Origin of the sequence: Salibacterium halotolerans (genome assembly GCF_900115625.1) — a bacterium.
Lineage (GTDB): Bacteria > Bacillota > Bacilli > Bacillales > Marinococcaceae > Salibacterium > Salibacterium halotolerans.
This window is the reverse complement of sequence record NZ_FOXD01000004.1, coordinates 167662-190732: the sequence shown is the minus strand read 5'-3', so window position 1 is coordinate 190732 and position 23071 is coordinate 167662. Positions and strand designations below refer to the sequence as shown.

The following is a 23071-nucleotide window of genomic DNA, read 5'->3' as shown; positions in this document are numbered from 1 at the left end:
CTATACACATCATCTTTGTACAAGAGGGGCGTGCGTGTATGGCAAAGAATGCAAAAGGTGATAAAACAATGACCACTCTTCATCTAAAAGATATTGAAAACCGGGTCACTGCCAAATCAAGAATAAAAATTTACGACAAGGACCCGTCCGCCCAAAAGATCCCGTGGAAGCTCGGATTCTTCATAGGTTTAACCGGAAATAGATGAACGGTGAATATAGAGGAAGCGTCCATTGAAAATCCGGAAAAAATCAAATTTTGGGATTTAAGCAGCTATCCAGTAATTAAAAAAACCGTTAATCTAGATGATTTACAAAACCGTACGGAAACGAAAGAAGAAGCGGATCTCCCTGAAGAATGGATTGGGCAATTAAAAGATGATTTTAGCTAAAACATCCAAATAAAATTGGATGTTTTTTTATTGTATCGGCGGTTTGCTGTGAAATATCGGCGCCACGGCGATTACATCCTTTTCTCTTCCACTACGTAATGCAGCGGGATGTTCGTGCTCAGCCATACGCCGCTGCCGGCTCGGAAAAAGGGGACGCCTGCTTTTTCGGCGGCGGCGGTGTCGATGGTCAGCAGCACTGCCTGCCCGCGCCGCTGTCCGGCGAGTTGGGCAAAGTCCTCATGTTCGCTCAAATGCACGTAGCGTCGGTTTCTCCGGTTGATACCCTCCCTGCGGATGGCGGGCAGGGCCTCGGCATGCGTGCCGTGCAGAAGGTACGGGGGAGGCGTCTGCTTGTCGTGGGGCTCCACATCCACGGAATGGCCGTATCTTGCGCGGATGTGGCCGGACACGATTTCAAACCGTTGTTTGTCACTGTCGGCTGCGATGGTGTGAATCTCTTCTTTCGTCGCACTCGGAAAAGATCCCTTGCGGCGGAGCGCATGCACCACGTCCTCCAGCGGCGTGAATCCTTGATGATCCAGGGTAATTTCAAAGGCTTCCGGCTCATGCCGCAGCATGAGACTCAGCACCTTGCTGTACCGCTTTTTCTCTTTTTGCTTCATCTTTTATCCTCCTGTTATCAGCGGGGGCGGTTCCTCCCTGAATACCGGCGGCACCGGGAGTTACACTTTTATTCAAAACTGTCTTCAAGAGAAAAACTCAAAAAAAGACAGTATCAAAGCTTACCTTCTCTACTGTCTGCTCACTCTCTCTATTTCAGATTCAACGTGGTATACTCTTTTATTTAATACTTCAGTTTTGTCATCAACTTGTTCCGTGATTTTCTCTGTATACGTTCCGAGGCTTTCAATGACGTTTTGCTGTAATTTCTGTTGTCCTGCTTCAAGTCTTGCCTGCCCCGCTTTTCATTCACCAATATCGGTCTTGATTTCTTTCACTTCACTTAAAATTTGTTTTAAAATATCTTCCACAGCGTGTTCATCCGCTCCAGGATATTTCATTTCTATATCATATCATCTGCACTATGTCTGTATCTTTACAGTAATACTCCCACTTGTTTAAGACAACTGTTTTCCTTGATTCGTGATGGCCGTTTTATTTCCCAGTTCACGGTGAAAGATCCCCTTGACTTGAAATCATAGGCAGCAGCCAGACATACAGCGATGACCGGCATGACAAATTATGCGCCGGCTTTTTTTGTCAGGAAATAATGGATGATCTGCCGCAGCGTTTGTTTTGCGGCACCTCTCTTCCTTCTTTTCTTACTGCTTATCGTATCATGGGAAATATCGGCGCCTTTTCAATATATCAGCGGCATTGGGGAGTTTATCGGCGGTTTGGTTCTGTTGTGCTCCTTTGTCTCCCCGATAACACTTCGATAAGCACCTGCAGCAGGACAAACACGAGTGCTGCGTCAGCACCGAGCAGTGTTCCGGCCCATACTTGTCCAGAGACAAAAATCAGGCTGATACTTCCTGCAGCAGCGCCCGCTCCTGTGGGAAGAAGCACCTTGGTGCCAGTCTTTGCTGCCGTCCCTTTATGGATCCAGAAAGAGATGGGAATCCCCAGTACCAAAAAGACCGGAAACGAATAGACGAGAAGCAATCCAAACGTAAGGGCACTATTGGCTTCGGGCTGCAGCAGGCTGTGCAGGCCGCTTCCCATCGCTGCAAACACGAATGGAGCAAGGAAAGCAGATAACACAATACTATATATCTTCACTACGCCGCCCCTTTCTTGTTCATCGGTGCTGAGTAAAAAAGCAGAGGCAGTGCATCTCCGCTTTTCCGCTTTGCATGTATTCCATGCCATCCCTTATGAATCCTGCCGTTTTTCAAATCTCAGGTCAAAAAATGGATGAAAATGATGAAATGAATCCCCGCTCCAAAAAATCATAAATCAGACGCCGATGGGCCGCTTCGGGCAGTCCGATGACTTATCCGGCACGCTGCTGTGGCTCGCAGATCCCTCCTATTCCGCATTCATAACCGGCGTCACCGTACCGGTCGATGGCGGATTCATGGCCTACTCCGGGGTATAGATATTTTTATAAAAAAGATTGGACTGCAGACGGATGACCTGCAGTCTTTCTTTTAACCGAATCAAATTCTCTACTGCATCATGCAGCTCGATTATCCCGGCTGCATCGGGATTTAATTGTTTCGTAGCAATAAGCACGCAGGGGATGCACGCAAACGCGGCATAAGATGCGATAGACAATCCAGCATTTCCACTGGACGCAATAACAATACCCTTATAGTTCTGACTTTTAGCCATGGAAACTAGATAAGCGCTCATCCGGTCTTTATGAAAGCCCGTTGGGTTTTGGGATTCTAATTTAATGTACACAGACGCTTGTCCTGAATCCACCGGCAATAAAGGAGTCCCTCCTTCCCCCATTGTGATATGCTGATGAAAAGGGAGAAGATGGTCCATAGCCCAGGCTTCGTTGTATACAGGTTTAACACTGACGGGTTGGCTGTGCCAGGCGCATGCCGGCTTCAAACATATCTACTTCAAGAGAAAATACTGCATTACATTGAATACACTGATACTCTGACATGGACGAATTCCAAACAATATCCTGCATGAATAAGTTTTTTTCCTGAAAAAAAGTAAATGATGGTATGGCTGAAGAAGAAACTGCACTAAACTGTTAATGATTTGGACGCACGCATCAATCACTCAAGTGAATGATAACATTTTTCCAAATACTCTCAATCATCTTTAGCGAGATTAACAATTGAACGATGTACTATGACATATATGCATTTTAAGGCATCGTTTTATCAGTATCCCTGTTTACTTTCTAACGCCAACCTATAGGTGTTTTGATTAGATTCAAAAACTCTTAATCGAGGATCTTACAGAGTCCATAATCTGCTGGAAAGCCTCGGCAGCTTTTTCTGAATTTCTTTCTTTCATCGCCTGCAGCAGGGTTTCGTGATAAGGGTAGCTCTGGTCAAAAATGTCTTCCACGCCGAAGGGTTCGTTCCAGAATTCATGAAAGCTATCTCCCACCGAATCGATGATACTTTTTAACAGCTCGTTATCCGCCGCTTCGTAAATGACTTGGTGGAATCCTTCGTCCGCGGCGTTCGCCTTCTCCCGTTCCCCCTTCTGAATCGCTTCAACATAGGCTTTTAAATAATCTTCCATGCGTTGTATTTCTGTTTCCTCCGCGTGAAGAACGGCAAGATCCACTGCTTTTCCTTCGAGTGCTTTCCGTACTTCCAGAGCCTCAAGCAGAAATTGTTTTTTATTATCGGTTTCGATGGAGGTTTGAATGTGAAACGGCTTCATATCTTTCACAAAGGTGCCTTTGCCGTTCAACACGTGCAGCGCACCACGTGATTCCAATAGCTGCAGAGCTTCGCGAAGAGTGGAGCGTCCAATGCCGAGGGTATCCATTAATTCCGACACCGGCGGGAGCTTATCTCCCTTCTGCAGCTCGTTTCTTTTAATATAGTCTTTTATTTCTTTGGCGGCCATTTCAGAGAGCCGTTCTTTTTTCATCGTTTTCACCTTTATACACCCTCCTGTCTGGACACCTCCATTGTATCAAATATATAGGAAACAGATGACCTTGCATATAATTCTGAAAAATCTAACCTTTCATACAGCATGATAGTATGATAGTATAATTGCAATACATCATTAGAAAGTGTGTTGCCTTATGTTGCAGGTGGATAAAAAGATTTGTACCGATATCGATACCGAAAGCTATCATGGAGCGGCCTCCGTTCCAGTGTACCAGACCTCTCTTTTCACATTTCCGACATTCCGGGAGTTCACCGAGGCTCAGAAAAAAGAAAGAGAACAGTACGTGTACACGCGCGGAGTGAACCCGACAGTGAACGTCTTGGAGTACAAACTGGCATCGCTGGAGAGGGGGGAGCAGTGCAAGTGTTTTGGGTCCGGCATGGGGGCCATAAGCTCGATCTTTTTATCTCTTTTACAAAACGGTGATCATGTCATATTCATGAATCATATATACGGTCCGACCAAAGAGCTGGCGGGCTTGCTGGAGAAGTTCGGGATTACTTCCGTTTTCATCGAAAATGATCCAAAGGAGCTCGAAGCCGCGATTCAGCCGGAGACGAAGATGATTTATACGGAAAGTCCCGGCACCATGCTGATGAAAGTACTGGATTTACAAGATACGGCAGCCATCGCCAAACGTCACAACATCACTTCTGTTATTGATAATACGTGGTCTACTCCCCTTTTTCAGAAACCGCTGACGCTCGGTTTTGATATAACCGTCCATTCCTTAACGAAATACATCGGCGGACACAGCGATCTAGTCGGCGGAGCTGTCATTGGAAGAGCCGACATGATCGATCATATTTTCAAAGACGGCTTCCAATTAGGAGGTTCCGTGCTTTCGCCGCATGACGCCTACCTTGTGCTGCGGGGATTGAGAACGCTTCCGGTTCGTCTGGAACAGCACGAAACGAATGCATCGCATATCGTGGATTATCTGCGCACGAAGCAAGCCGTTAAACAGGTGCACCACCCCAGTCTTTATACCGATTCCGCTCCCTTCCTGTCAGAGCAGATGCTTGGCTTCTCTGGATTAATCAGTTTTGAACTAGAAGAAGGAGGGTTTGAGAATGTGTCCCGCTTTATTGACAGCCTCGACCTTTTCAAAATCGGGGTGAGCTGGGGAGGATTCGAAAGCCTGGTCACATCCCCGTTAAAAGATGATAATGCGGAGCAGTTGAAAGCCGGTGGCCTGCCTCCGGACTTGATCCGGTTATCGGTCGGTCTTGAAGGGTACGAAATGCAGATTCAAGATTTGGAACAAGCCTTCTCCACTATTTCTTAAAGGAGTGTTTGAAAATGAGTGAAGACAGTGTAAAACGCCCCTCCATCGTCATGGCTTTGATTCCCATTGTACTAACGGTTGCCATTTTCATCGCCGGAATCGGAGTTATGGAATATCCAGCCGAATTGATGCTTCTTTTTGCGGGAGTTGTGTTCGCCATTTTCGCTATGCTGAACGGAAACCGCTGGGATTCCATTATTGAGTTAATGGGAGAAAAAATAAAAAAAGCCCTGCCCGCCATCCTTATTTTATTCAGCATCGGACTGCTCATTGGAACATGGTTTATTGCCGGTACGATTCCACTATTTATTTATTACGGACTGGAAATGATTAATCCGAATTACCTGTACGTGCTCGCCTTTTTGGTAACAGCGATTGTTTCCACCTGTGTTGGCACATCCTGGGGATCTGCCGGTACGATCGGGGTTGCCTTGATGAGCATTGCCCAGACAATGGATATCTCCTTGGCTGTTACCGCCGGGGCCGTGGTATCCGGCGCTTACTTCGGGGACAAATTGTCACCCTTATCGGATACGACGAATATGAGCTCACTCGCTGCCGGTGCGAACATTTATGAACACATTAAACATATGTTATACACCGCCATTCCTTCATCAATCATTGCTTTTATTGTGTTTTTCTTTGTTGGGCTGAACATTGAAACCAACACAAGTCAGCTGTCAAATATCCGGACGATGATCGACAGTATCGATCAGTTGTTTCAGCTTCATATTGTTCTGCTGATTCCGGCCGTTATTGTGATCGCTGGTTCCATCATGAAAAAGTCTCCATTGATTGTTCTATTTGCCTCTTCGTTCTCTGCTATGATCCTTGCTCTGATTCTTCAGAATGTTTCACTCGGAAATGTCTTTGCTTCAGCGGTATCAGGTTTCAGTATTGAAATGATCGCCGACACCATCAGCGGATTGGGAGAAGGAGTCGTTACGGAAGATATTCAATCCCTGCTTAGCGGAGGCGGCCTTTACTCTATGTACAATGCCACGTTCTTTGTATTCGTTGCCTTTTTCTTTGCTTCCGCCCTGGAGAAATCCCAGGCGCTGAATGTTATTCTGGAACAGGTAATTGTATATTTGAAAACAATCGGAAGCCTCACCTTTGCGTCCCTTTTAACCGGTTTTGCCGTGATTAACGGCACATCCAACGCGTTGGTGACTTACTTTCTTATTCAGGATATATACGGAAAAGCTTATCAGGAAAAGAACATGCACCCGGCGAACCTGTCCCGGAATATGGAAGACTCCGTTACAATCACCGAAGTATTGATGCCTTGGACGGTATCCGGTGTATTTATGGCCACAACGCTGGGTGTAGGTAACTTTGAGTTCCTGCCGTGGGCGATATTTAACCTGGGCGGTTTCGTCTTCTCTGCGTTGTATGGTTTTCTCGCCCTCTACACGAACGGCTTTGGCATCCGGAAGTTGGAAGAGAACCATCAAGATCATTCCGAATCGAACATTTCATAATAATAACTTCGATTTTCCTTGTTTTATGTTTTAAAAAAAACGGTCCCTGCTTCTCAAGGCAGAGACCGCTTTTTTTCAATAGTAATACGGATAGCGCGGATACGGGTAGACGTAGTACGGTTCGTGGTACGGCAGGGGCTTCTGGGCGGGTTTGTTGTTTTGCTGCATGGTGCCCTGGACCTGCTGTTGCTGCTGGGCGCATTCATCGGTTGGTCCGATGATGATCGTCTCGCCCTGCAGCGGCGCGATCGCTTGCTCCCAAGCCTCGGGATCGATGCAGTACGTTTGGGCCATCACGTCCGCCGGCGTTTTCGAAAGCAGGTCGGAGTATAGAATGTATTCCGGGTACGGCGCGTCGAAAATGGCAAGAAAGTGGGTGTTATTTTCCAGGGCGGTATCCCAATGCCACCAACCCTGCGGAACGCTTACCACCTCACCCGGCGTGATCCGGAGCGTGGTCCTTTCATTGGTGAATGGATTGATCAGCGACACCTCGGCCGCGCCGGAAATGCAGTACACGAGCTCCGACGCATTCTGATGATAATGCGGCTCCACCACATGTCCATTGCTCAGGTAAATGTCGAGCAGCGACACATCCCCGAGTGTATTCAAATTATCCCGGCCGAGCCGGTTAATGTAATTTTGGTCGTTCCGCGTGAACAGACGGTTTGTATTCAGGTTGAAAAAATACTGCGGTTCCGCCGCAGGTTGCTCGGTATACGGATCCCTCATCATATCAATACCCTCCTGTTTTTTTATCACCATATGTGAAACAAAAGAGAATGTGACACCCGCCTACCGCCGCATCATTGACCCGCATTTGGTTTATGATATCATAAACGTAAGGAAATTCCATCGATATGTATCTCTTTTTCATAAGCTCACTGCAAAGGAGGATACCGATGACCGTTCCCATGTTATTTATTTATGTCTTGATTGGTTTAACCGTATTAGCTGCCGATTGGATGTACCGCACCATAGCGAAAGTGAAAAATGAGGAACACGGAAAAGTCGATTCAGGAAAAGCTATCATTTATTACCGGTTGAGTTACCGGAGAAGACTGCTCCGGTCATTATGGACGCTGCCGTTTGGAATGGTTATCCTCGTAGGATTGTACTTCGTACCCGGCATGACAATGAACGCCACCCTCACTCTCGCTGCCATTTTCATCATTGGCTCCATCATCGAAATCGGGTACACCTATATCAAATGGAAAAAAACAAGTATTGCACCAGAGTAATAGAAAACAGGAGGCCGCGCCTTGGAGTTTATAGGGAATTTCATCATCGTACTTGGTTCTATGATTATCATGACCGGTCTCGTGAGGAAACTCGCTGACATCATCGGAAACCAACTGGACTTCTACGGTGTGTTGCAGCAGGCATGGTACAAGGTGAAAAAGAAATGAGACCCGGTTGTTTCATTGTCACAACACCATACGAAAAACATTACGGCCGCTGTGTCCGTTGAGACATGCGGCTGATTTTTTAGATCATGCAGATTTTGTCCCTATATTTTCTCCTACTTACGTTTAGCTGCTCGTTTTTCCAATAAACGTCGTTATGACTCATGGCCAGTTACGTTTGACCGGCCGCTGACTGTCTCAAACTGTCTTATGAACTGTTTAACGTTACGTTTGCAGTAAGTTCGCGCCGACTTTTGGCCGCAGGCAGGAAATAAAATAAAAGCAGCCGGGACCACGCCGGCAACCGTCTCGTTCCTCTGCCATACATGCGAATTGTGGGCAGATACACGCCAAACGTTGTCGAATACATGCCAAACACACTCAAATACATGCCGGCGCCCCGGGTACCAGCCAAACTAACGCATTTACATGCCAAATCAGGCCGGATACATGCCAAATCCACTCCTTTACGAGCGGAACAAGATGCATCAATGGAGATTTTTCACCGGCATTCCAGTAAGATAATAGTTCCTATTCTCCTTCTCCGCGGAAGGCTTTCGGGTGGTTAAACAGGTAATGATCAAGCAGCGCATACAGGATTCCAGCCGCTCCAACACAGACAACCGCGCTCATGCTGTTCAATCCATACTGCTCTATGAATGGATCATAGGCGCCATTGAAATACCACCATCCGCCCAGGCCGCTGATGAAGGCATACGTTACGATACGGATCATCCTCCGATTGGTAATTCTACTTATCAAAAGCGTCAACGGCAGGAAAGTAACAGGATACGCGAGGACACCCGTGAACCAGATCATCAGCAGGAAGCCTGTACCGATATTCTGAAAGCCGGTATAGCGCGTGGTGGCAACCTCACTCCCCTCCACCAGTTCGACGGCAAAACCGGCCCCGAGGCAAAGCAGCGCGAAAGGAATCCACATGATAAGACTGTGCCGCAGTATTCTTTTCAATGTTATTACCTCTCTTTCACTCTTTTCCCATCTTATCACAGAAATTGTCTCTGTCTCGTGATAAAATAAGATAGGAGAGATCGTTAAAATGAGGAGGAAAAGCTTGAAAAAACGGAAAAAAGTCATGACGTTTTCCTTAATAAGCATAGCAGCTATATCCGCCGGCATTTTTTCTTTTATTCTATTCAATCCCCCATTAGTTAAAGGATCTATTGGTTCAATAAACAACTACAATGCCGTCGTCATAGCAATCGGAAATAAAGGGTTCAGCGACGTACATATTGATGACGTGTCGGTCAATGGTAATGAAGAACCATCAAATGTCAAGATCCAGGTCAGTAACCCATCAAAGGGATTTATTGTAACGGACACGTTTAATCAAGAGGCGGAAGACTTTAATCTGCACGAATTAGATAATGTAGCAATCAAGACGAATACATCCCCTGTTAAGCTGCGGGAAAAAGTCAATAATGATACAGCTGTAACGGATGATAAAAGTTATGGAATGAGTGTTGTTCATGACAAACAGATCGAAAACGTAACGATAACATATAGTTATTTAGGAATATCTTTTGACAAGACTGTAAGAGTGGGTACGTGATACTGAATCTACAGGGCGTTCGTTTCATAGGAATGGCATGGTACAACGGTGCCTCCATAGAAAGGCTGGATACGATGCATGAAACAGAGTGGGATATACAAGAAGTCAAGCGTTTAAAAAAGAAGCAGTTAGTCCAGCAAAATCTCTTGATGTTGTTATTATTCGTATTGTTTGCTTTTTATGTCCACAACGTAGGATCAGCTTCTGTTCTTCTTGGGTTATGCTGCGTGCTTTTATGGCTCACAGCCGTTCCGCCCCTGTACACGCTTAAGACAGGAGAGCCAATCGGTACAAAAACAAGCCGGATGGTTCAGGCTTTTGACAGATACCACTGGGGCGAAAAGCGTTGGAAGCGGAACACGATGATGGAGACCGGCATTCTCATGATCGGCAGCGTAGTTTTCACCGTGCTTTTTTTTGTTTGGGATGTTGACTCTATAAGATTAGATTCTCCTATCGGTGTTTTCCCATTTATCGGAGGTTGGATAGGGTTTAATGCAGGACAGATTATACGATTGATGAAGCTGTGAGGGTTGGACGTGTGGTCCCGTCCTCTTTTTCTATCTTTTGTGATCCGGCTTTCCTGACATACATGCCGGTTGCGGTCAGATACATGCCAAGTAAGACCAAATACAAGCCGCCGCCCCTTTTACCAGCCAAACTTGCGGATTTACATGCCGAATCAAGCCCTTTACCAGCCGGATTTTTCTTCCTACTTACGTTTAGCAGCTCTTATGTACCATAAACGTCGTTATGACTCATGCCCAGTTACGTTTGACCGGCCGCTGGCTGTCTCAAACTGTCTTATGAACTGTTTAACGTTACGTTTGCAGTAAGTTCGCGCCGACTTTTGGCCGCAGGCAGGAAATAAAATAAATGCAGCTGGGAGCACGCCGGCAACCGTCTCGTTCCTCTGCCATACATGCCGTTTCGAGGCAGATACACGCCAAACGTTGTCGAATACATGCCAAACTCACCCAAATACATGCCGGCGCCCCGGGTACCAGCCAAACTAACGCATTTACATGCCAAATCAGGCCGGATACATGCCAAACACCCCCCTTACCAGCCAACTCAACCCAGCCAAGAACAGAGCGCATCAAAAAAACCGGCTGGAGCGCGTCCAGCCGGTTTGATCCATCAATCATTACAGATGTTATTTATACCACGGTGCATTTCTGATTTATCTCTTTATTAACTGCCAGGCGGCTTCTGTTGCGCCTTCCGGTTCAAATCCGTATTTTTCCACGACTTCCCCTCCTGGTGCAGAGGCGCCGAATCGATCTATTTCATATACGGTACCATGACTACCGACATATTTGTACCAGTCGATGGATACATTCGAATTGTGTTTATGGTTGATGGCCACGTTCCCACTCCTCTCCATACATACTTCCCGCATTCAAGCGAATTATACAAGCGGCTGTTCCACAATCTTTACGTGCGCTGATTCAATGAACCGATACTGTCCGGCAGATGAAAGAAAAGAATGTGTTTTTAAATTTGTGCCCATTTCGTTCTTCACTCCTCGAAGAAGTGTTCCATCTGTTATGCCGGTAGCTGTAAAAAAACATTCGCTGCTGTCAACGATGTCTTCAAGCGTAAGGATTTTATCTGGATTTTGGATCTGCATATTGATACAGCGTTCGTATTCTTTCTCATTCTGCGGCATTAACTTTCCCTGAAAATCTCCGCCCAGACTCTTGAGTGCTGCTGCTGCGATAACTCCTTCCGGCGCGCCGCCTATACCTACCAGCATATCGGTATCATATTCTTCCAGAGCTGTCGTTACAGCATACGTAATATCTACTTCTGCAAATAGTGTGACGCTTGCTCCCAATTCCTGAATCACTCGGATATCTTCATGATGGCGTTTCCGGTCCTGAACCATGATATTCATCTCGGAAATGTCTTTTCCCAAGGCTTTGGCCGCCGCTTCAATATTTTCATCAAGTGGCTTCTCCACATGAACAGCACCAGCCGCTTTCGGTCCTACAGCTATCTTTTTCATATACATGTCCGGAGCATGAAGCAGTTTGCCTTTTGGTGCCCCCGCCAGCACTGCTATCGTATTTCCCCGGCCCTGGGCTACAGACGTTGTTCCGTCGATTGGATCTACGGCTAGATCAATGGAAGCAGTTCCTTTATTTCCAAGTACTTCTCCGATATAGAGCATAGGGGCTTCATCCATCTCCCCTTCCCCGATCACAACACGGGACGTATATGGCTGCTGGTTCAGTTCAGCTCTCATGGCTTTTGTAGCTTGTTCGTCGGCCGTCATTTTATCTCCTTTTCCGATATACGGATAAACTTCTGCGGCCGCTTTCTCGGTCACGGAAAGAAACGACATAGCAATATCTTTCATGATGAGCCCCCTCCCCTGTTATAAATGAGCATTTCTGCTTTCTGTCGCCTGTGTTACAAATGTCGAAAAAAGAAGAAACATCGATGTTGCGCCCGGATCCTGAAATCCTAACGATCGTTCTCCGAGCCGGCTGGACCTGCCTTTATGCGATATCATATGTTTTGTGGCTTCCATCCCTTGTTCTGCAGCCCAAAGCGCATGTTCAAAGCGTGATTCGACCGGAATCGTTTCATCATTCAGAACTTTTTGGATAGGATATAAAACATCCATCATTGTTTTATCGCCTGAATCTGCTCCACTCCGCTTTTGTACACCATTAATAAAACCAAGCCAAAACTGCCGGAGATCTTCATCGGAAAGGTCGTTTTTCTGCTTAATTCTTTTAGCGCCTTCCATAAATCCGGAAGCATATAGAGGACCTACGGAAGAACCGACAGCGCTTAAAAACGTCCGCCCTGATGTGGAGGCTATTTTTCCACAGTCGTTTTCCCCTTCTAATTCTTCCCTTATATTTTCGCTGACAGCTTTCCAACCCATAGACATGGTCACACCGTGGTCCCCATCCCCGAGCGGGCGATCCAATTCACACAAGTAATCTTTATTTTCTTCCATCGTGAGGTGAGCCCTTTCAAATAAGCGTTTCCATTCTGTCTCTTGTATCATAGCCATTCTCCTTTTAGCTTTGAGTGTACATCGGGCACTTGGCCGGAGCATCGATCAGGGGTTTTAATTCATCGTCCATTCTCAGCAGGCTTATCGAGCAGCCTCCCATTTCCATCGATGTAGAATAATCTCCAACATACGACTTGTAAATCGTGATTCCTTTTTCTTTGAGGAGGGATTCTACTTTGTCATACATAATATAAAGTTCCATTCTGGTTGTAGATCCTAATCCGTTAATAAGAACAGATACTTCTTCCTTTTGTTTTAGTCCCATGTCGATGATAATATCGTTGAGAATACGCTCTGTTACGTGTTGGGACGTAGTTAACTTATCCCTCTCAACACCTGGTTCGCCGTGATGACCCAACCCGATTTCCATTTCATCATCTGCGAGGACAAAACTTGGTTTGCCTGTCTGCGGCAGGGAACACGGAGATAGACCAACACCCATGGAGGCGACGTTTCGGTTTGCTTTTTCGGTCAGGCGCTGCACGTCATCAAACGAATAACCCTGTTCCGCCGCAGCTCCGGCAGTTTTGGTAACAAAAAATTCACCAGCTATGCCTCTGCGTTTCTCTGCTTCTTCTTTTGATGCCGACGCAATATCGTCTTTAACAACTACTTCCCGGGCTTCGATATCTTCATCCATCTCCAGTATATCCACGGCCATGCCGAAATTCATGACATCCCCCTGATAGTTCCCATAAATAAGCAGGACACCGCTGCCTGTGTGCGAAGCCTTTGCTGCTTCTACCACCGGATCAGGAGGCGGGGATGAAAAAATATTTCCAACGGCCGCCCCGTCTGCCATGCCTGCTCCAACATATCCCATAAATGCCGGCTCATGACCCGACCCTCCGCCTATAATGACGCTTACTTTGTCCTTTGATCCTGCATTTGTTTTTATGATGGAGCGTGGGTTGGCATCCAATCCATTCACTATACTTGAATGCGCTTTCAAGTATCCGCTTATCATTTCTTCCACAACACTATCCGGATCATTGATTAACTTCTTCATACACCCAACCTCCTAGTTATTGTGTACCTCCATAAACTCTTTTTCTTTCTCTATAATCTTGTTCACCTTACGCTCGGAGTTTCCTCCCTGAAATGTCACATTTAAATAAGCTTCGACAATCTTTTTTGCCGGTTCCGGGCCGATTACCTGCGCTCCCATAGTTAAAATCTGAGCATTATTGCTCAACTGGGCTCTTTCCGCCGAATAGACATCGTGGCATAAGGCAGCGCGGATACCCGGTACTTTACACGCTGAGATGGAGACACCGATTCCAGTGCCGCAGATTAAAATACCTCTTTCTGCTTGATTGTCTTTCACACCTTGTGCTGCTTCAAACGCCACATCAGGATAGTCTACTTCAGTACAATTATAACACCCATAGTCTACTGCTTCATGGCCGAGCTGATTGATATGATATTTCACGATTTCTTTGAGTTCATATGCCATATGATCACTGCCGACTGCAATTTTCATTATATCCACTCCCTTTTGTATATAATTTTATTCTTTCATATTTATTTTCGTTTTGTCAATTTTATTTTCGTTTATTTTCGTATTAAATTATATTTTTAGGCTTCTTTTTCTTCTATAACCTCAACTGTTTTTCTATTACCTGGAAGGGTAATAAATTTCGTCATGAATGCACCGCCAAAATAGAGTGCTGCCAATACCCATATCACGCCGCCGGCACCTATAAAATCATACGTTAAAGCTACAATCATAGGACCGGTAAATACACATAAACCCGCACCGAGATTTAGAATAGACATGGCAGCCCCTTTATCTTCGTTTACAAGAGACGGTACCAGGGCGGAAAGTGGAACATATCCTGCCAGACAAGTTCCCCATAGCAGTCCCGCTGTTGCAAGTAAGAACATATTATCGCCAAAAATTTGAGGGATATAATAAAGGGTCAGCGTAAATATCCCGCAGCCAACGCCTCCAAACCACATGACAGTGTTCCGCCAGCCCATTTTATCGCCAAGTACACCGAATACGATATTGAACACGATATTTGCAACAAAAATACTGCCCCATATACTCAGCCATAACGATGTATCATAACCGTAAGTAGCAAGATACGTCGGTAAAAAGATCGGAAAAGCATACTGCGCTGTCTGATTTATTACACGTACAATCCCGGCCATGGCTACCTTAGGCTCGTTTTTCAGAATAGTGATACCTTTTACTATTTCTTTTGCTTTACTTTCTTCGACATCATTTGTACTTTCTTCAATTTTATCTTTGTTAAAAAGAAGGGCAAAAACAGCACCAAGTGACACCCAGAGTGCCGCGGTCCACAGTGTATTGATGTGTCCCAGGTTTTCAATAGCCCAGATGGAATAATAAGCACCAGCGACATTTAACCCGCCGGTGAACACAAACCAGAACCACCCGACTGCTTTTCCTAATTGTTTTGACGGGGTTCTATAGGCGATCCACACTAAAAACGAAAAGGCAAATAAGGGATATCCAAAGCCGCGGATGGCATACGTCAGAAGCATCAATGGATACCATAGGTTAGGTATGGCAAAGCCGACAAACCCTATGGTTCCAACCAAATAAACAATCAGGCCCATCAGCATTGTTTTTTTAGCACCAAAAGCCTCCAATAAAACACCTGAAAGCCATGAAGAAATGGCGACGGTTATCCCGTAAGCCGTAAACAAAAAGCCGGCATGAGAAACACTAAGTCCTTTATCGACCAGGTAGGGGCTGAGCCAGCCTATCTCCAACCCATCTCCCATCATAAAAATGATAACCCCTAAATAACCCCAGAATAAGTGCGATGGAAGTCCGGCCTTATCTAAAATATTACCTTGCTTCACTGCAGTGCTCATGTTTTTCCTCCTTATCAGAATATTCTGATTTAAATTGGGAAGGGAGGGTCACCTCCCTTCTTTATTCCCTTATGGTTCCAGAATAATTTTGAGTGATTCCGTCCCTTTTTTCATTAAGTCAAAGCCTTCCTGAAACTGTTCCAGAGACATCCGGTGCGTGACGACGCCTTGTGTCGGCAAATCTCCATTTGATATCCCTTTAATAACAGAGGGATAACAATACGGCCCGAGGTGAGACCCTAATACATCCAATTCTTTTCGGTCGCTGATAATACTCCAATCAACGGATACCGGTTCACTGAAGACACTGAACTCTACAAAACGCCCTAAGTTACGAATCATGTTCAATCCTTGTTCTACAGATGCCGGATGCCCCGTTGCTTCAATATACGTATCACATCCATATCCACCTGTCATTTCCTTGATTTCTTTCACCACGTCCACTTCTTTAGGATTCATTACGATATCTGCACCAAACTCTTTAGCCAGATTCAGCCTTGATTCCTGCAGATCCAGCACTACTAATGTCTCTGGGCCGGACTTCTTGGCAGCACCTACCATCCCAAGGCCAAGCGTTCCCGCTCCGGACAGAACGACAAAATCCCCTAGTTGAATCTGCGCACGCTCCACAGCATGCATACTGCAGGCGTACGGCTCAATCAAGACGGCGTCTTCTATCGGCATGTCTTCAGGAACTTTGTAGTTAATACCTTCTTTTGTGAATTTCATGTATTCCGCCATGCCGCCGTTTACATTGTTTTGAAAGCCGTATAAGTCATGTTTTTCGCACATCCAGTACTGTCCGCGTCCACAGAAACGACAGTTCCAGCATGGCACAATCTGTTCTGAAATAACCCGGTCCCCTACTTGATAGCCTTCTACATCTTCGCCCATTTCTACAATTCGTGCAATGAACTCATGTCCGGGGATCACCGGTGCTTTAATGTACGGCGGCTGTGTTTCGTCTCCCCAAAAGCTGGGTGCTCCTTCAAAGGCTTTGATATCTCCGGCACATATTCCACACGCTTCAACTTTCACAATAATTTCCTGACTGTTCTCCAGTTTTGGTGTCGACACTTCTTCAAAACGATAATCCCTGGGTCCATATGCAACAACTGCTCTCATGGTTTCTGGATACTCCAGCGCTTTCTTTTGCTGTTCGTTCACCATTTTTGCCATGTTATCCTCTCCTTTTACCAGATTGTATATCCACCATCAATTACAAACGTTGATCCGGTCACGAAACTAGAAGCATCAGATGCAAGGTAAACAGCCATCCCCCCTAGTTCTTCCGGTTTTCCAAGCCGCTTCATTGGTACATAATCCAGAACGTGTGCCAACTCACCCCCTGGTTGAAATATGGGTTTTGTCATATCTGTTTCCATATACCCTGGTGCAATGGCATTCACACGAATACTGTCGTCCGCCCATTCCAGTGCAAAACATTTGGTCATTGTATGCACCGCACCTTTTGACGCATTATAAGCACTTTGAGCTTCTGTATTGGAAATAAAACTGGACATCGACGCCATATTGATAATTGTTCCGCCGCCGCGGTTCATCATGTGTTCAGCAACAAACTTGGAAGTTAAAAACACGCCGTCGACATTCACATTCATCGTTGTCTGCCATTCTTTCAAGCTCATCTCTATCGTAGGCTTTTTTTGAACGGTTCCTGCATTATTTACAAGTATATGAATGCCTCCGTATTCTTCTGTAATCTGATTGATGGTAGACTGAACACTCTCCTCGTCTGTCACGTTCATTTCCAAAGCAAAATGCTGCTCACTTGCGGGGGTCATTTCCTGAACAGCTTGACGAGCTTCCTCCACATGAATATCCGTAATAATAATCCTGGCTCCTGCTTCTGACAAAGCCTTGGCGATGCTTTTACCAAGTCCTCTGGCCCCACCAGTTACCAGAGCCGTCTTTCCCTCTAAATGAAAAAGGTCATATACACTCAACGAAACACCTGCCCTCCTTAAGAAAGCGCTTGCAATTAATTTATATGTAAATGGTATCATTTTCTTTCGATTTGTCAATAATTTAACTTTTTTTATTTTCGATAATTTTCTTTTTCGTTCACGAAAAAGCCGATGTGATGTTTACGTTTTCGAATTTTTGCAAACACTTTGCTAAAAACCAAATTTTCTTCTACTATTATTATAAGAATACAAGTAAAAAGGGTGTCTACATGGCTAAATTATTCGCTGCAGAACGCCGGCAGAAAATTCTCGAATTTTTAAATATCGATCACCGTATTACCGTCCGCGGATTAGCTGATACTATGGACGTGTCCGTTGTAACACTGCGTTCTGATTTAAAGGATATGGAGAAAGAAGGGTTGCTGCAGCGGACACACGGTGGCGCGGTTCTACCTGATTCACAAGAAAACGAAATCAATTTCCATTCAAGAGAAAGGAAAAATAAACCGGAAAAAATCACTATTGCTAATCAAGCTGTTTCTTTCGTTGAAGATGGTCATTGCATTCTTCTGGATGCCAGCTCTACGGCACTTGAATTGGCTAGATTATTGAAAGACATAGATAAACGGCTTACCGTCGTTACAAGCGGCATTTATACAGCGCTGGAACTAAGAGAAAATCCTGAGTTAACAGTCATACTTTTAGGGGGAGTGGTCCGGCATGGCTCCAGCTCATTAGAAGGGGTTTTAGGCGTTGAAATGCTTAATAAAATTCACGTGGATATTATGTTTACATCGGCCAACGGGTTCACGGTGGATACCGGACTTACGGATTTTAATGTCTATGAAGTTGACTTAAAGAAGCAGATGGTGGCAAAGGCTTATAAGGTGGCAGCTCTTGTCGATTTCTCAAAAATAAATAAAAGTTCAATATCCTCTTTTGCTTCCCTGAGCGATATTGATTATTTAATCTCTGACTGTTCCTTACCTGAAGATATTACTCAACAACTGAACAATCAAAATGTTGAGGTGATTTTTCCATCTGCAGATACCTAAGTTCTTGATAAGAATATTACGAAGCTGCCTTTCGTTAAGCCTGATAAGCTCACTTCTTGATGTGTATTTTAAAGATAGAAAAAGAGGATTGGCTGCGTGCCATCCTCTTTTTCTATTTTAAATAAGCCGGGTTCTCTGCCATACATGCCGTTTCGGGGCAGATACATGCCAAACCCACCCCTTTACCAGCCGGATTTTTCTTCCTACTTACGTTTAGCAGCTCCCATGTACCATAAACGTCGTTATGACTCATGCCCAGTTACGTTTGACCGGTCTCCGGTTGTCTCAAACTGTCTTATGAACCGTTCCACCTTACGTTTGCAGTAAGTTCGCGTCGACTTTTGGCCGTAGGCAGGAAAAAATGCAGCCGGGATCACGCCGGTAACCGTCTCGTTCCCCTGCCATACATGCCGTCCCCGATCAGATACATGCTAAAGGTTGTCGAATACATGCCAAGTACGCCCAAATACAATCGGGCGCTCCTGGTACCTGCCAAACTGGCGGGTTACATGCCAAATCAACTTCAATACATGCCAAACCCGACCCTTTACCGGCCAACCAACCCAGCCAAGACACATCAAAAAAACCGGCTGGAGCGCGTCCAGCCGGTTTGATCAATCAATCGTTACAGGTGTTATTTATACAACGGCGCTTTACTGAAATGCTCGATCTTTTCTTTTACAATATTCTTGACCCGGTTGTTGCACGGGATGAGGACTTTCCGGAGGGAGTTCTCAAGCGGCGATTCCGAGAATGTTTTCTTTCCCTCTTCGATGTAGCGGACATTCAGTTCAGTGCCTATATTTATTTTCGCAATCCCGTAATGAATAAGCTCCTGAATATCATCATAAGACACACCCGTGCCGCCGTGGAGAACGAGCGGTATCTCTACCCGTTCACTGATTTCCTGAAGAACCGCGAAGTTCAGTTTGGATTTGGAACGGTACTGGCCGTGGGAGGAACCAATGGAAATCGCTAAGGCATCCACCTTTGTCTGTTCGTAGAAATACGCTGCATCGTTGGGCTTCGTAAAGTCTACGTCCTCTTTCAGACTGACCCCGTCTTCCGTTCCGCCGATAGCTCCTACTTCCGCCTCCACAGAGACGTTATACGGTCTGGCAAAATCCACAACTTCTTTTGTTACTGCAATGTTTTCTTCCAGGGGAAGATCGGAGCCGTCAATCATCACCGAGGTAAATCCAGCTTGGACCGCTTTTTTAATAAAATTCACATCGCTGTTATGGTCCAGGTGCAGCGCCACTTTCACATTCGATTTCGCGGCGAGCGTCTCCACCATCGCTTTGATAAGATCCAGGCCGATATAGTTTGCTGTTCCGTGCGAGATCTGAATGCTGATCGGAGAATGCTGTTCTTCCGCGGCTTCAATGAAGGATGGCAGCATTTCCATGCAGTGCAGATTAAAGGACCCGACAGCATATCCTTCTTTTTTCGCTTCGTTTAAGATTTCATGTAATGGTACTAACATTGATACAATCTCTCCTTTTTTAGTTGTTATAGCGGATAGAGTCTTTATTTGTTTTCATCAGCCCGTCGATTTTGGCGGCGTAATATTCGCTTGCTTCGTCATCTCCGGTTTTCCAGGCGTCGGTTTGTTTTTTCGTATAGGCTTCCATCAGCTTACCGTGGGGATAGCCGGGTTTTTCATAAAACCCAACGCTCTCTTCCCATATCTCTATTGCTTCAGAAACTTTTCCTGTTTGAAAGAGCACCGCTCCCAGCTGATTCAGTTTCTCTACCCTGGTGTCCGGCTCCGTGTCACTCTCCAGCGAATGCCGCAGGTCTTTGATCTCCTGTTCTTTTTTTTCCATATTGATTTCCGGGTATGCCGGTTTTTCCTCTTCCTGTTTTCCACCTTTCAGCCATTGCATCAGTCCCATGCTTATCCCTCCTGATTAGAATAATTCCAGGAACCATCCGAGCAGAATGCCTATCGTGATGACGTCGGAGTCACTGAACGTGACATTATCAATACCATAGCCGCCCAGCACCGTTACAAATACCGCAGGCAGCAGGGTAATGAATAAACCATGAGCCAGTCCTCCGATAATCGTCCCCCGGATGCCGCCGACAGCATTGGCGAAGATGCCGGCTGTACCTCCGGCGAAAAAGTTAGTCATCATTCCTGGTATAATTAACGCCAGGCCAACGAGCGGGAAGAAAAGGAGTCCTATGATGGTTCCAACGGTGGTTGCCAAAAATCCGATGATGACCGCGTTCGGCGCATAAGGAAATAGAACCGGGCAGTCCAGCGCGGGTTTTGCGTTCGGTACAATTTTAATGGCAATACCCCGGAATGCCGGAACAATCTCGGCCAGCAGCAGTCGAACCCCTGACAGCACAACATACACACCGGCAACAAACTGAATAGCCTGCAAAAATGCATACACGAGATAATTCGTTCCATCTGTGAATTCTGAAGCGATTTCAGGCCCGGCGACAATGGTTGGTATGAGATATACCGGAACCATAAGCACCATCATGGATAAATAGGTATCCTGCATGAATTCAAAGCTTTTTGGAAGCGTGAAGTTTTCTGTGGAGCTGTTTTTGTTGCCGACCACTTTTGCCACGCCGGCCTGAACGATATAGCCGAATGTGCAGTAGTGGGCAAGAGCAAGATCATCTGTCCCCGTGACTTTTCGTACGATCGGCTGGGCGATGGCGGGCATGATAACGGCCATAATACCGGCAATCAAGCCGCCTGAAATAACTAACAGAGGTCCCCGCAGTCCTCCCATGTATCCTACTAGTGCAAAAACAGTTGCCATCCAAAGAGAAGCCTGACCCGTTAAGAATATATATTTCAATCTTGTAAATCTTGCGATAATAATGTTTACAACAAACGCTATCACCATGATTAAGGCTGTTTCCTGTCCGACCATCTGCTGGGCGATACCCGCGATGGCGTTCACATCTGTCACGGTTCCCTGGATATTAAAGCCTTCCTGAAACACGTTGCCCAAAAAGCCCAATGTCCCGGTGAGAATCTCTGTCCCGGCGATGAGGACAAGAAATCCAAGAAGGGTTTTCATCGTTCCGGAAATGATCTGCCCCGGTGATTTTTTCAAGGCTATCAGGCCTACCATAGCCACTAACGCAACGATGATAGAAGCCTGACCCAAAATATCATTTACAATGAATTGTATAATCTGCATCCTAGCGCTCCCCTTTCAGTGTTTAAAGTTTTTCAAGCTCCGGCAGCAATTTGTCCCGTATTTCGTTTTTGTCCACCATCCGCTGCAGATAAATGATTGGAATCTGGATGTCATACTGCTTAAACTGTGACTCGAAATTCGCTCCTGTTACAATAACGTCTGCCGGGGTGGAGCTGGCGGTTGAAATATCACAATGAGATAGTTTGGCTTCCATATTCTGTTCTTTCAATACATCTTCCACGTTCATTTCGCACGCAAAGCTGCTTCCAAGTCCAGCTCCACATACCATCAATATTTCAGGTTTTTTATTCATCGCTATCCCTTCTTTCTCCTGGAATTAAATGCTGATACTTTGCTGCCTGCGCCAGTTCTTCATCCAGCCCCTCTTTCTTGCGCACGTGTTCAAGAGGAACGGCGCAGGGACTTCCGTCTTTCCATCCCGCCATGAATGAATACGTCTCTTCTTCCAGTTTCTTTCGGACAAAATCGCCTAAACGTGCAGCACAAAGCTGATCCTCCATGTTGGGATCTCCACACCGCTGCGTGTACCCGGGAATCGACTGCCGGATTCTCTCACCAAGCAGAGGCTCGAGTTGCTCACTTATTTTTGAAATCACACCCTGATCTCCGTTTTTGTATTCGTCCGGCTGGAAGGCGGATTCTGTACAGAGAATAATGACAGAGTCTCTCCCTGCCTGTTTTTCTTGTGTGATACGTGCTGCTATATCGCTGATACTGAAATCGTATTCAGGAAGCAGCAGAATGTCGGCGTTACCTGCGATGCCCGATGCCAGCGTTAACTGACCTGACATGCCTCCGAACGTTTCCATAATGAAGACCCGGCCGCCCAGGTTTCTCCCGGTCTGTCTCAGACGAATAATCTGCTGTTGAATATACTCGACAGCGGTCTTGTGGCCGATCGTATAGTCAGTTCCCTCTATATCATTATCGATTGTCATAGGGACATGGATCACATTGACACCGCTTTCTTTCAGTTTCAAAGCACCTTTGGCCGAACCATCGCCTCCAAATACGATCAGAACGTCCACCTGCTGCTCCATTAACGCCTGCTTGACCTGAAGAGGACCTGTTTCTGTTTTCATTAAGTCGGTTCTTCCGCTTCTCAGGAACAAATCGCCGCTGTTATACCAGGAAATCAAGTCCTCTTTGGTAAACGAGAAAGGAGTCTCATTCACTATTCCTTCGAATCCGCCGTGATAGCCTATATAATCGACATCAACACTGATCATCATGCGGATCGCGGCGTTCACACCGGAAGCATCCCCGCCGCTTGTTATCACCGCTGCTTTCAACATTCATCCCC

The 23071-nt window shown here is 45.8% G+C and carries 27 protein-coding genes and 2 pseudogenes; 10 read left to right on the top strand and 19 right to left on the bottom strand.

Translation table 11 applies throughout. The features are described 5' to 3' along the window. The first annotated feature begins 38 nt into the window (after positions 1-38). Together BM124_RS18800 and BM124_RS05365 are read left to right on the top strand one after the other, a co-directional pair. Complete coding sequence (locus BM124_RS18800) at positions 39-206, top strand: hypothetical protein (protein WP_170840979.1); 168 nt, start codon at positions 39-41, stop codon at positions 204-206. A 3-nt stretch (positions 207-209) separates the two neighbouring features. Further along, complete coding sequence (locus BM124_RS05365) at positions 210-389, top strand: hypothetical protein (protein ID WP_093335824.1); 180 nt, start codon at positions 210-212, stop codon at positions 387-389. 71 nt (positions 390-460) lie between these two features. Here BM124_RS05365 and BM124_RS05360 read toward each other — a convergent pair whose 3' ends face one another. Together BM124_RS05360 and BM124_RS05350 are read right to left on the bottom strand one after the other, a co-directional pair. Further along, entirely contained in the window at positions 461-1012 is a 552-nt protein-coding gene (locus BM124_RS05360) for an RNA 2'-phosphotransferase (RefSeq protein ID WP_093335823.1), read from the bottom strand. Positions 1013-1736: 724 nt separating this feature from the next. Continuing rightward, positions 1737-2222 carry a hypothetical protein gene (locus BM124_RS05350; protein ID WP_093335821.1) on the bottom strand — a complete coding sequence of 162 codons (486 nt, stop codon included), beginning with the start codon at positions 2220-2222 and terminating at the stop codon, positions 1737-1739. 76 nt (positions 2223-2298) lie between these two features. Between BM124_RS05350 and BM124_RS05345 the strand changes: the two are divergent. Beyond that, positions 2299-2451, top strand: a pseudogene (locus BM124_RS05345) (SDR family oxidoreductase); the annotation flags it as partial. On the opposite strand, the gene BM124_RS05340 reads toward BM124_RS05345, so the two are convergent. Together BM124_RS05340 and BM124_RS05335 are read right to left on the bottom strand one after the other, a co-directional pair. Next, positions 2436-2810 carry a pyridoxal-phosphate dependent enzyme gene (locus BM124_RS05340; RefSeq protein WP_212634936.1) on the bottom strand — a complete coding sequence of 125 codons (375 nt, stop codon included), beginning with the start codon at positions 2808-2810 and terminating at the stop codon, positions 2436-2438. The pseudogene BM124_RS05345 and the gene BM124_RS05340 overlap by 16 nt on opposite strands. Before the next feature lie 441 nt (positions 2811-3251). Then, entirely contained in the window at positions 3252-3926 is a 675-nt protein-coding gene (locus BM124_RS05335) for a FadR/GntR family transcriptional regulator (RefSeq protein ID WP_244504244.1), read from the bottom strand. A gap of 169 nt (positions 3927-4095) precedes the next feature. Between BM124_RS05335 and BM124_RS05330 the strand changes: the two genes are divergently transcribed. Then, on the top strand, positions 4096-5241 hold the full coding sequence (locus BM124_RS05330; RefSeq protein WP_212634935.1) for a trans-sulfuration enzyme family protein: 1146 nt from the start codon (positions 4096-4098) through the stop codon (positions 5239-5241). Positions 5242-5255: 14 nt separating this feature from the next. After that, positions 5256-6725 carry a Na+/H+ antiporter NhaC gene (gene nhaC, locus BM124_RS05325; RefSeq protein WP_093335815.1) on the top strand — a complete coding sequence of 490 codons (1470 nt, stop codon included), beginning with the start codon at positions 5256-5258 and terminating at the stop codon, positions 6723-6725. Positions 6726-6800: 75 nt separating this feature from the next. Here nhaC and BM124_RS05320 read toward each other — a convergent pair whose 3' ends face one another. After that, positions 6801-7457, bottom strand: a complete 657-nt coding sequence (locus BM124_RS05320) for a cupin domain-containing protein (protein WP_093335906.1) — start codon at positions 7455-7457, stop codon at positions 6801-6803. A gap of 170 nt (positions 7458-7627) precedes the next feature. Between BM124_RS05320 and BM124_RS05315 the strand changes: the two genes are divergently transcribed. Then, positions 7628-7966, top strand: coding sequence for a hypothetical protein (locus BM124_RS05315; protein WP_093335813.1), 339 nt, complete (start codon positions 7628-7630; stop codon positions 7964-7966). A gap of 21 nt (positions 7967-7987) precedes the next feature. After that, the gene (locus BM124_RS18795) at positions 7988-8134 is read left to right on the top strand and encodes a hypothetical protein (RefSeq protein WP_170840977.1); all 147 of its coding nucleotides are present in this window, start codon (positions 7988-7990) and stop codon (positions 8132-8134) included. Positions 8135-8662: 528 nt separating this feature from the next. Here the strand turns inward: BM124_RS18795 and BM124_RS05310 are convergent. Next, positions 8663-9103 carry a hypothetical protein gene (locus BM124_RS05310; RefSeq protein WP_139217067.1) on the bottom strand — a complete coding sequence of 147 codons (441 nt, stop codon included), beginning with the start codon at positions 9101-9103 and terminating at the stop codon, positions 8663-8665. Between the two features lie 103 nt (positions 9104-9206). On the opposite strand from BM124_RS05310, the gene BM124_RS05305 reads away from it, so the two are divergent. Together BM124_RS05305 and BM124_RS05300 are read left to right on the top strand one after the other, a co-directional pair. Next, entirely contained in the window at positions 9207-9704 is a 498-nt protein-coding gene (locus BM124_RS05305; protein WP_093335811.1) for a hypothetical protein, read from the top strand. Between the two features lie 32 nt (positions 9705-9736). Further along, entirely contained in the window at positions 9737-10234 is a 498-nt protein-coding gene (locus BM124_RS05300; RefSeq protein WP_244504240.1) for a hypothetical protein, read from the top strand. A gap of 653 nt (positions 10235-10887) precedes the next feature. Here BM124_RS05300 and BM124_RS05295 read toward each other — a convergent pair. The 8 genes and pseudogenes from BM124_RS05295 to BM124_RS05260 all read right to left on the bottom strand — a co-directional run. Next, positions 10888-11040: pseudogene (locus tag BM124_RS05295) on the bottom strand (transketolase-like TK C-terminal-containing protein); the annotation flags it as partial. Positions 11041-11115: 75 nt separating this feature from the next. After that, positions 11116-12069, bottom strand: coding sequence for a class II fructose-bisphosphatase (gene glpX / locus BM124_RS05290; protein WP_093335808.1), 954 nt, complete (start codon positions 12067-12069; stop codon positions 11116-11118). Between the two features lie 18 nt (positions 12070-12087). Beyond that, positions 12088-12732 carry a dihydroxyacetone kinase subunit DhaL gene (gene dhaL, locus BM124_RS05285; protein ID WP_093335807.1) on the bottom strand — a complete coding sequence of 215 codons (645 nt, stop codon included), beginning with the start codon at positions 12730-12732 and terminating at the stop codon, positions 12088-12090. Positions 12733-12745: 13 nt separating this feature from the next. Then, positions 12746-13750 (bottom strand): dihydroxyacetone kinase subunit DhaK, encoded by a 1005-nt coding sequence (locus BM124_RS05280; protein WP_093335805.1) that lies wholly within the window; start codon positions 13748-13750, stop codon positions 12746-12748. 12 nt (positions 13751-13762) lie between these two features. Next, positions 13763-14224, bottom strand: coding sequence for a ribose 5-phosphate isomerase B (gene rpiB / locus BM124_RS05275; RefSeq protein WP_093335804.1), 462 nt, complete (start codon positions 14222-14224; stop codon positions 13763-13765). A 95-nt stretch (positions 14225-14319) separates the two neighbouring features. Further along, the gene (locus tag BM124_RS05270) at positions 14320-15591 is read right to left on the bottom strand and encodes an MFS transporter (RefSeq protein ID WP_093335802.1); all 1272 of its coding nucleotides are present in this window, start codon (positions 15589-15591) and stop codon (positions 14320-14322) included. Positions 15592-15660: 69 nt separating this feature from the next. Next, entirely contained in the window at positions 15661-16770 is a 1110-nt protein-coding gene (locus BM124_RS05265) for an MDR/zinc-dependent alcohol dehydrogenase-like family protein (protein ID WP_093335801.1), read from the bottom strand. Between the two features lie 14 nt (positions 16771-16784). Continuing rightward, positions 16785-17555 (bottom strand): SDR family NAD(P)-dependent oxidoreductase, encoded by a 771-nt coding sequence (locus BM124_RS05260; RefSeq protein WP_093335799.1) that lies wholly within the window; start codon positions 17553-17555, stop codon positions 16785-16787. Positions 17556-17785: 230 nt separating this feature from the next. Here BM124_RS05260 and BM124_RS05255 point away from each other — a divergent pair, with 230 nt between their 5' ends. Continuing rightward, on the top strand, positions 17786-18571 hold the full coding sequence (locus BM124_RS05255) for a DeoR/GlpR family DNA-binding transcription regulator (RefSeq protein WP_093335798.1): 786 nt from the start codon (positions 17786-17788) through the stop codon (positions 18569-18571). 634 nt (positions 18572-19205) lie between these two features. Here the strand turns inward: BM124_RS05255 and BM124_RS05250 are convergent. The 5 genes from BM124_RS05250 to BM124_RS05230 are packed head-to-tail and all read right to left on the bottom strand — an operon-like array spanning position 19206 to position 23063. Continuing rightward, positions 19206-20057, bottom strand: coding sequence for a class II fructose-bisphosphate aldolase (locus tag BM124_RS05250; protein WP_093335796.1), 852 nt, complete (start codon positions 20055-20057; stop codon positions 19206-19208). Positions 20058-20076: 19 nt separating this feature from the next. Further along, positions 20077-20469 carry a tetratricopeptide repeat protein gene (locus BM124_RS05245; protein WP_093335795.1) on the bottom strand — a complete coding sequence of 131 codons (393 nt, stop codon included), beginning with the start codon at positions 20467-20469 and terminating at the stop codon, positions 20077-20079. 15 nt (positions 20470-20484) lie between these two features. Continuing rightward, on the bottom strand, positions 20485-21747 hold the full coding sequence (locus BM124_RS05240; protein ID WP_093335793.1) for a PTS sugar transporter subunit IIC: 1263 nt from the start codon (positions 21745-21747) through the stop codon (positions 20485-20487). A gap of 22 nt (positions 21748-21769) precedes the next feature. Further along, positions 21770-22060, bottom strand: coding sequence for a PTS sugar transporter subunit IIB (locus BM124_RS05235; protein WP_093335792.1), 291 nt, complete (start codon positions 22058-22060; stop codon positions 21770-21772). After that, a complete protein-coding gene (locus BM124_RS05230) occupies positions 22053-23063 on the bottom strand; it encodes a 6-phosphofructokinase (protein WP_093335790.1) in 1011 nt (336 codons plus the stop codon). Before BM124_RS05230 ends, BM124_RS05235 begins: the two co-directional genes overlap by 8 nt. Positions 23064-23071 lie beyond the last annotated feature (8 nt).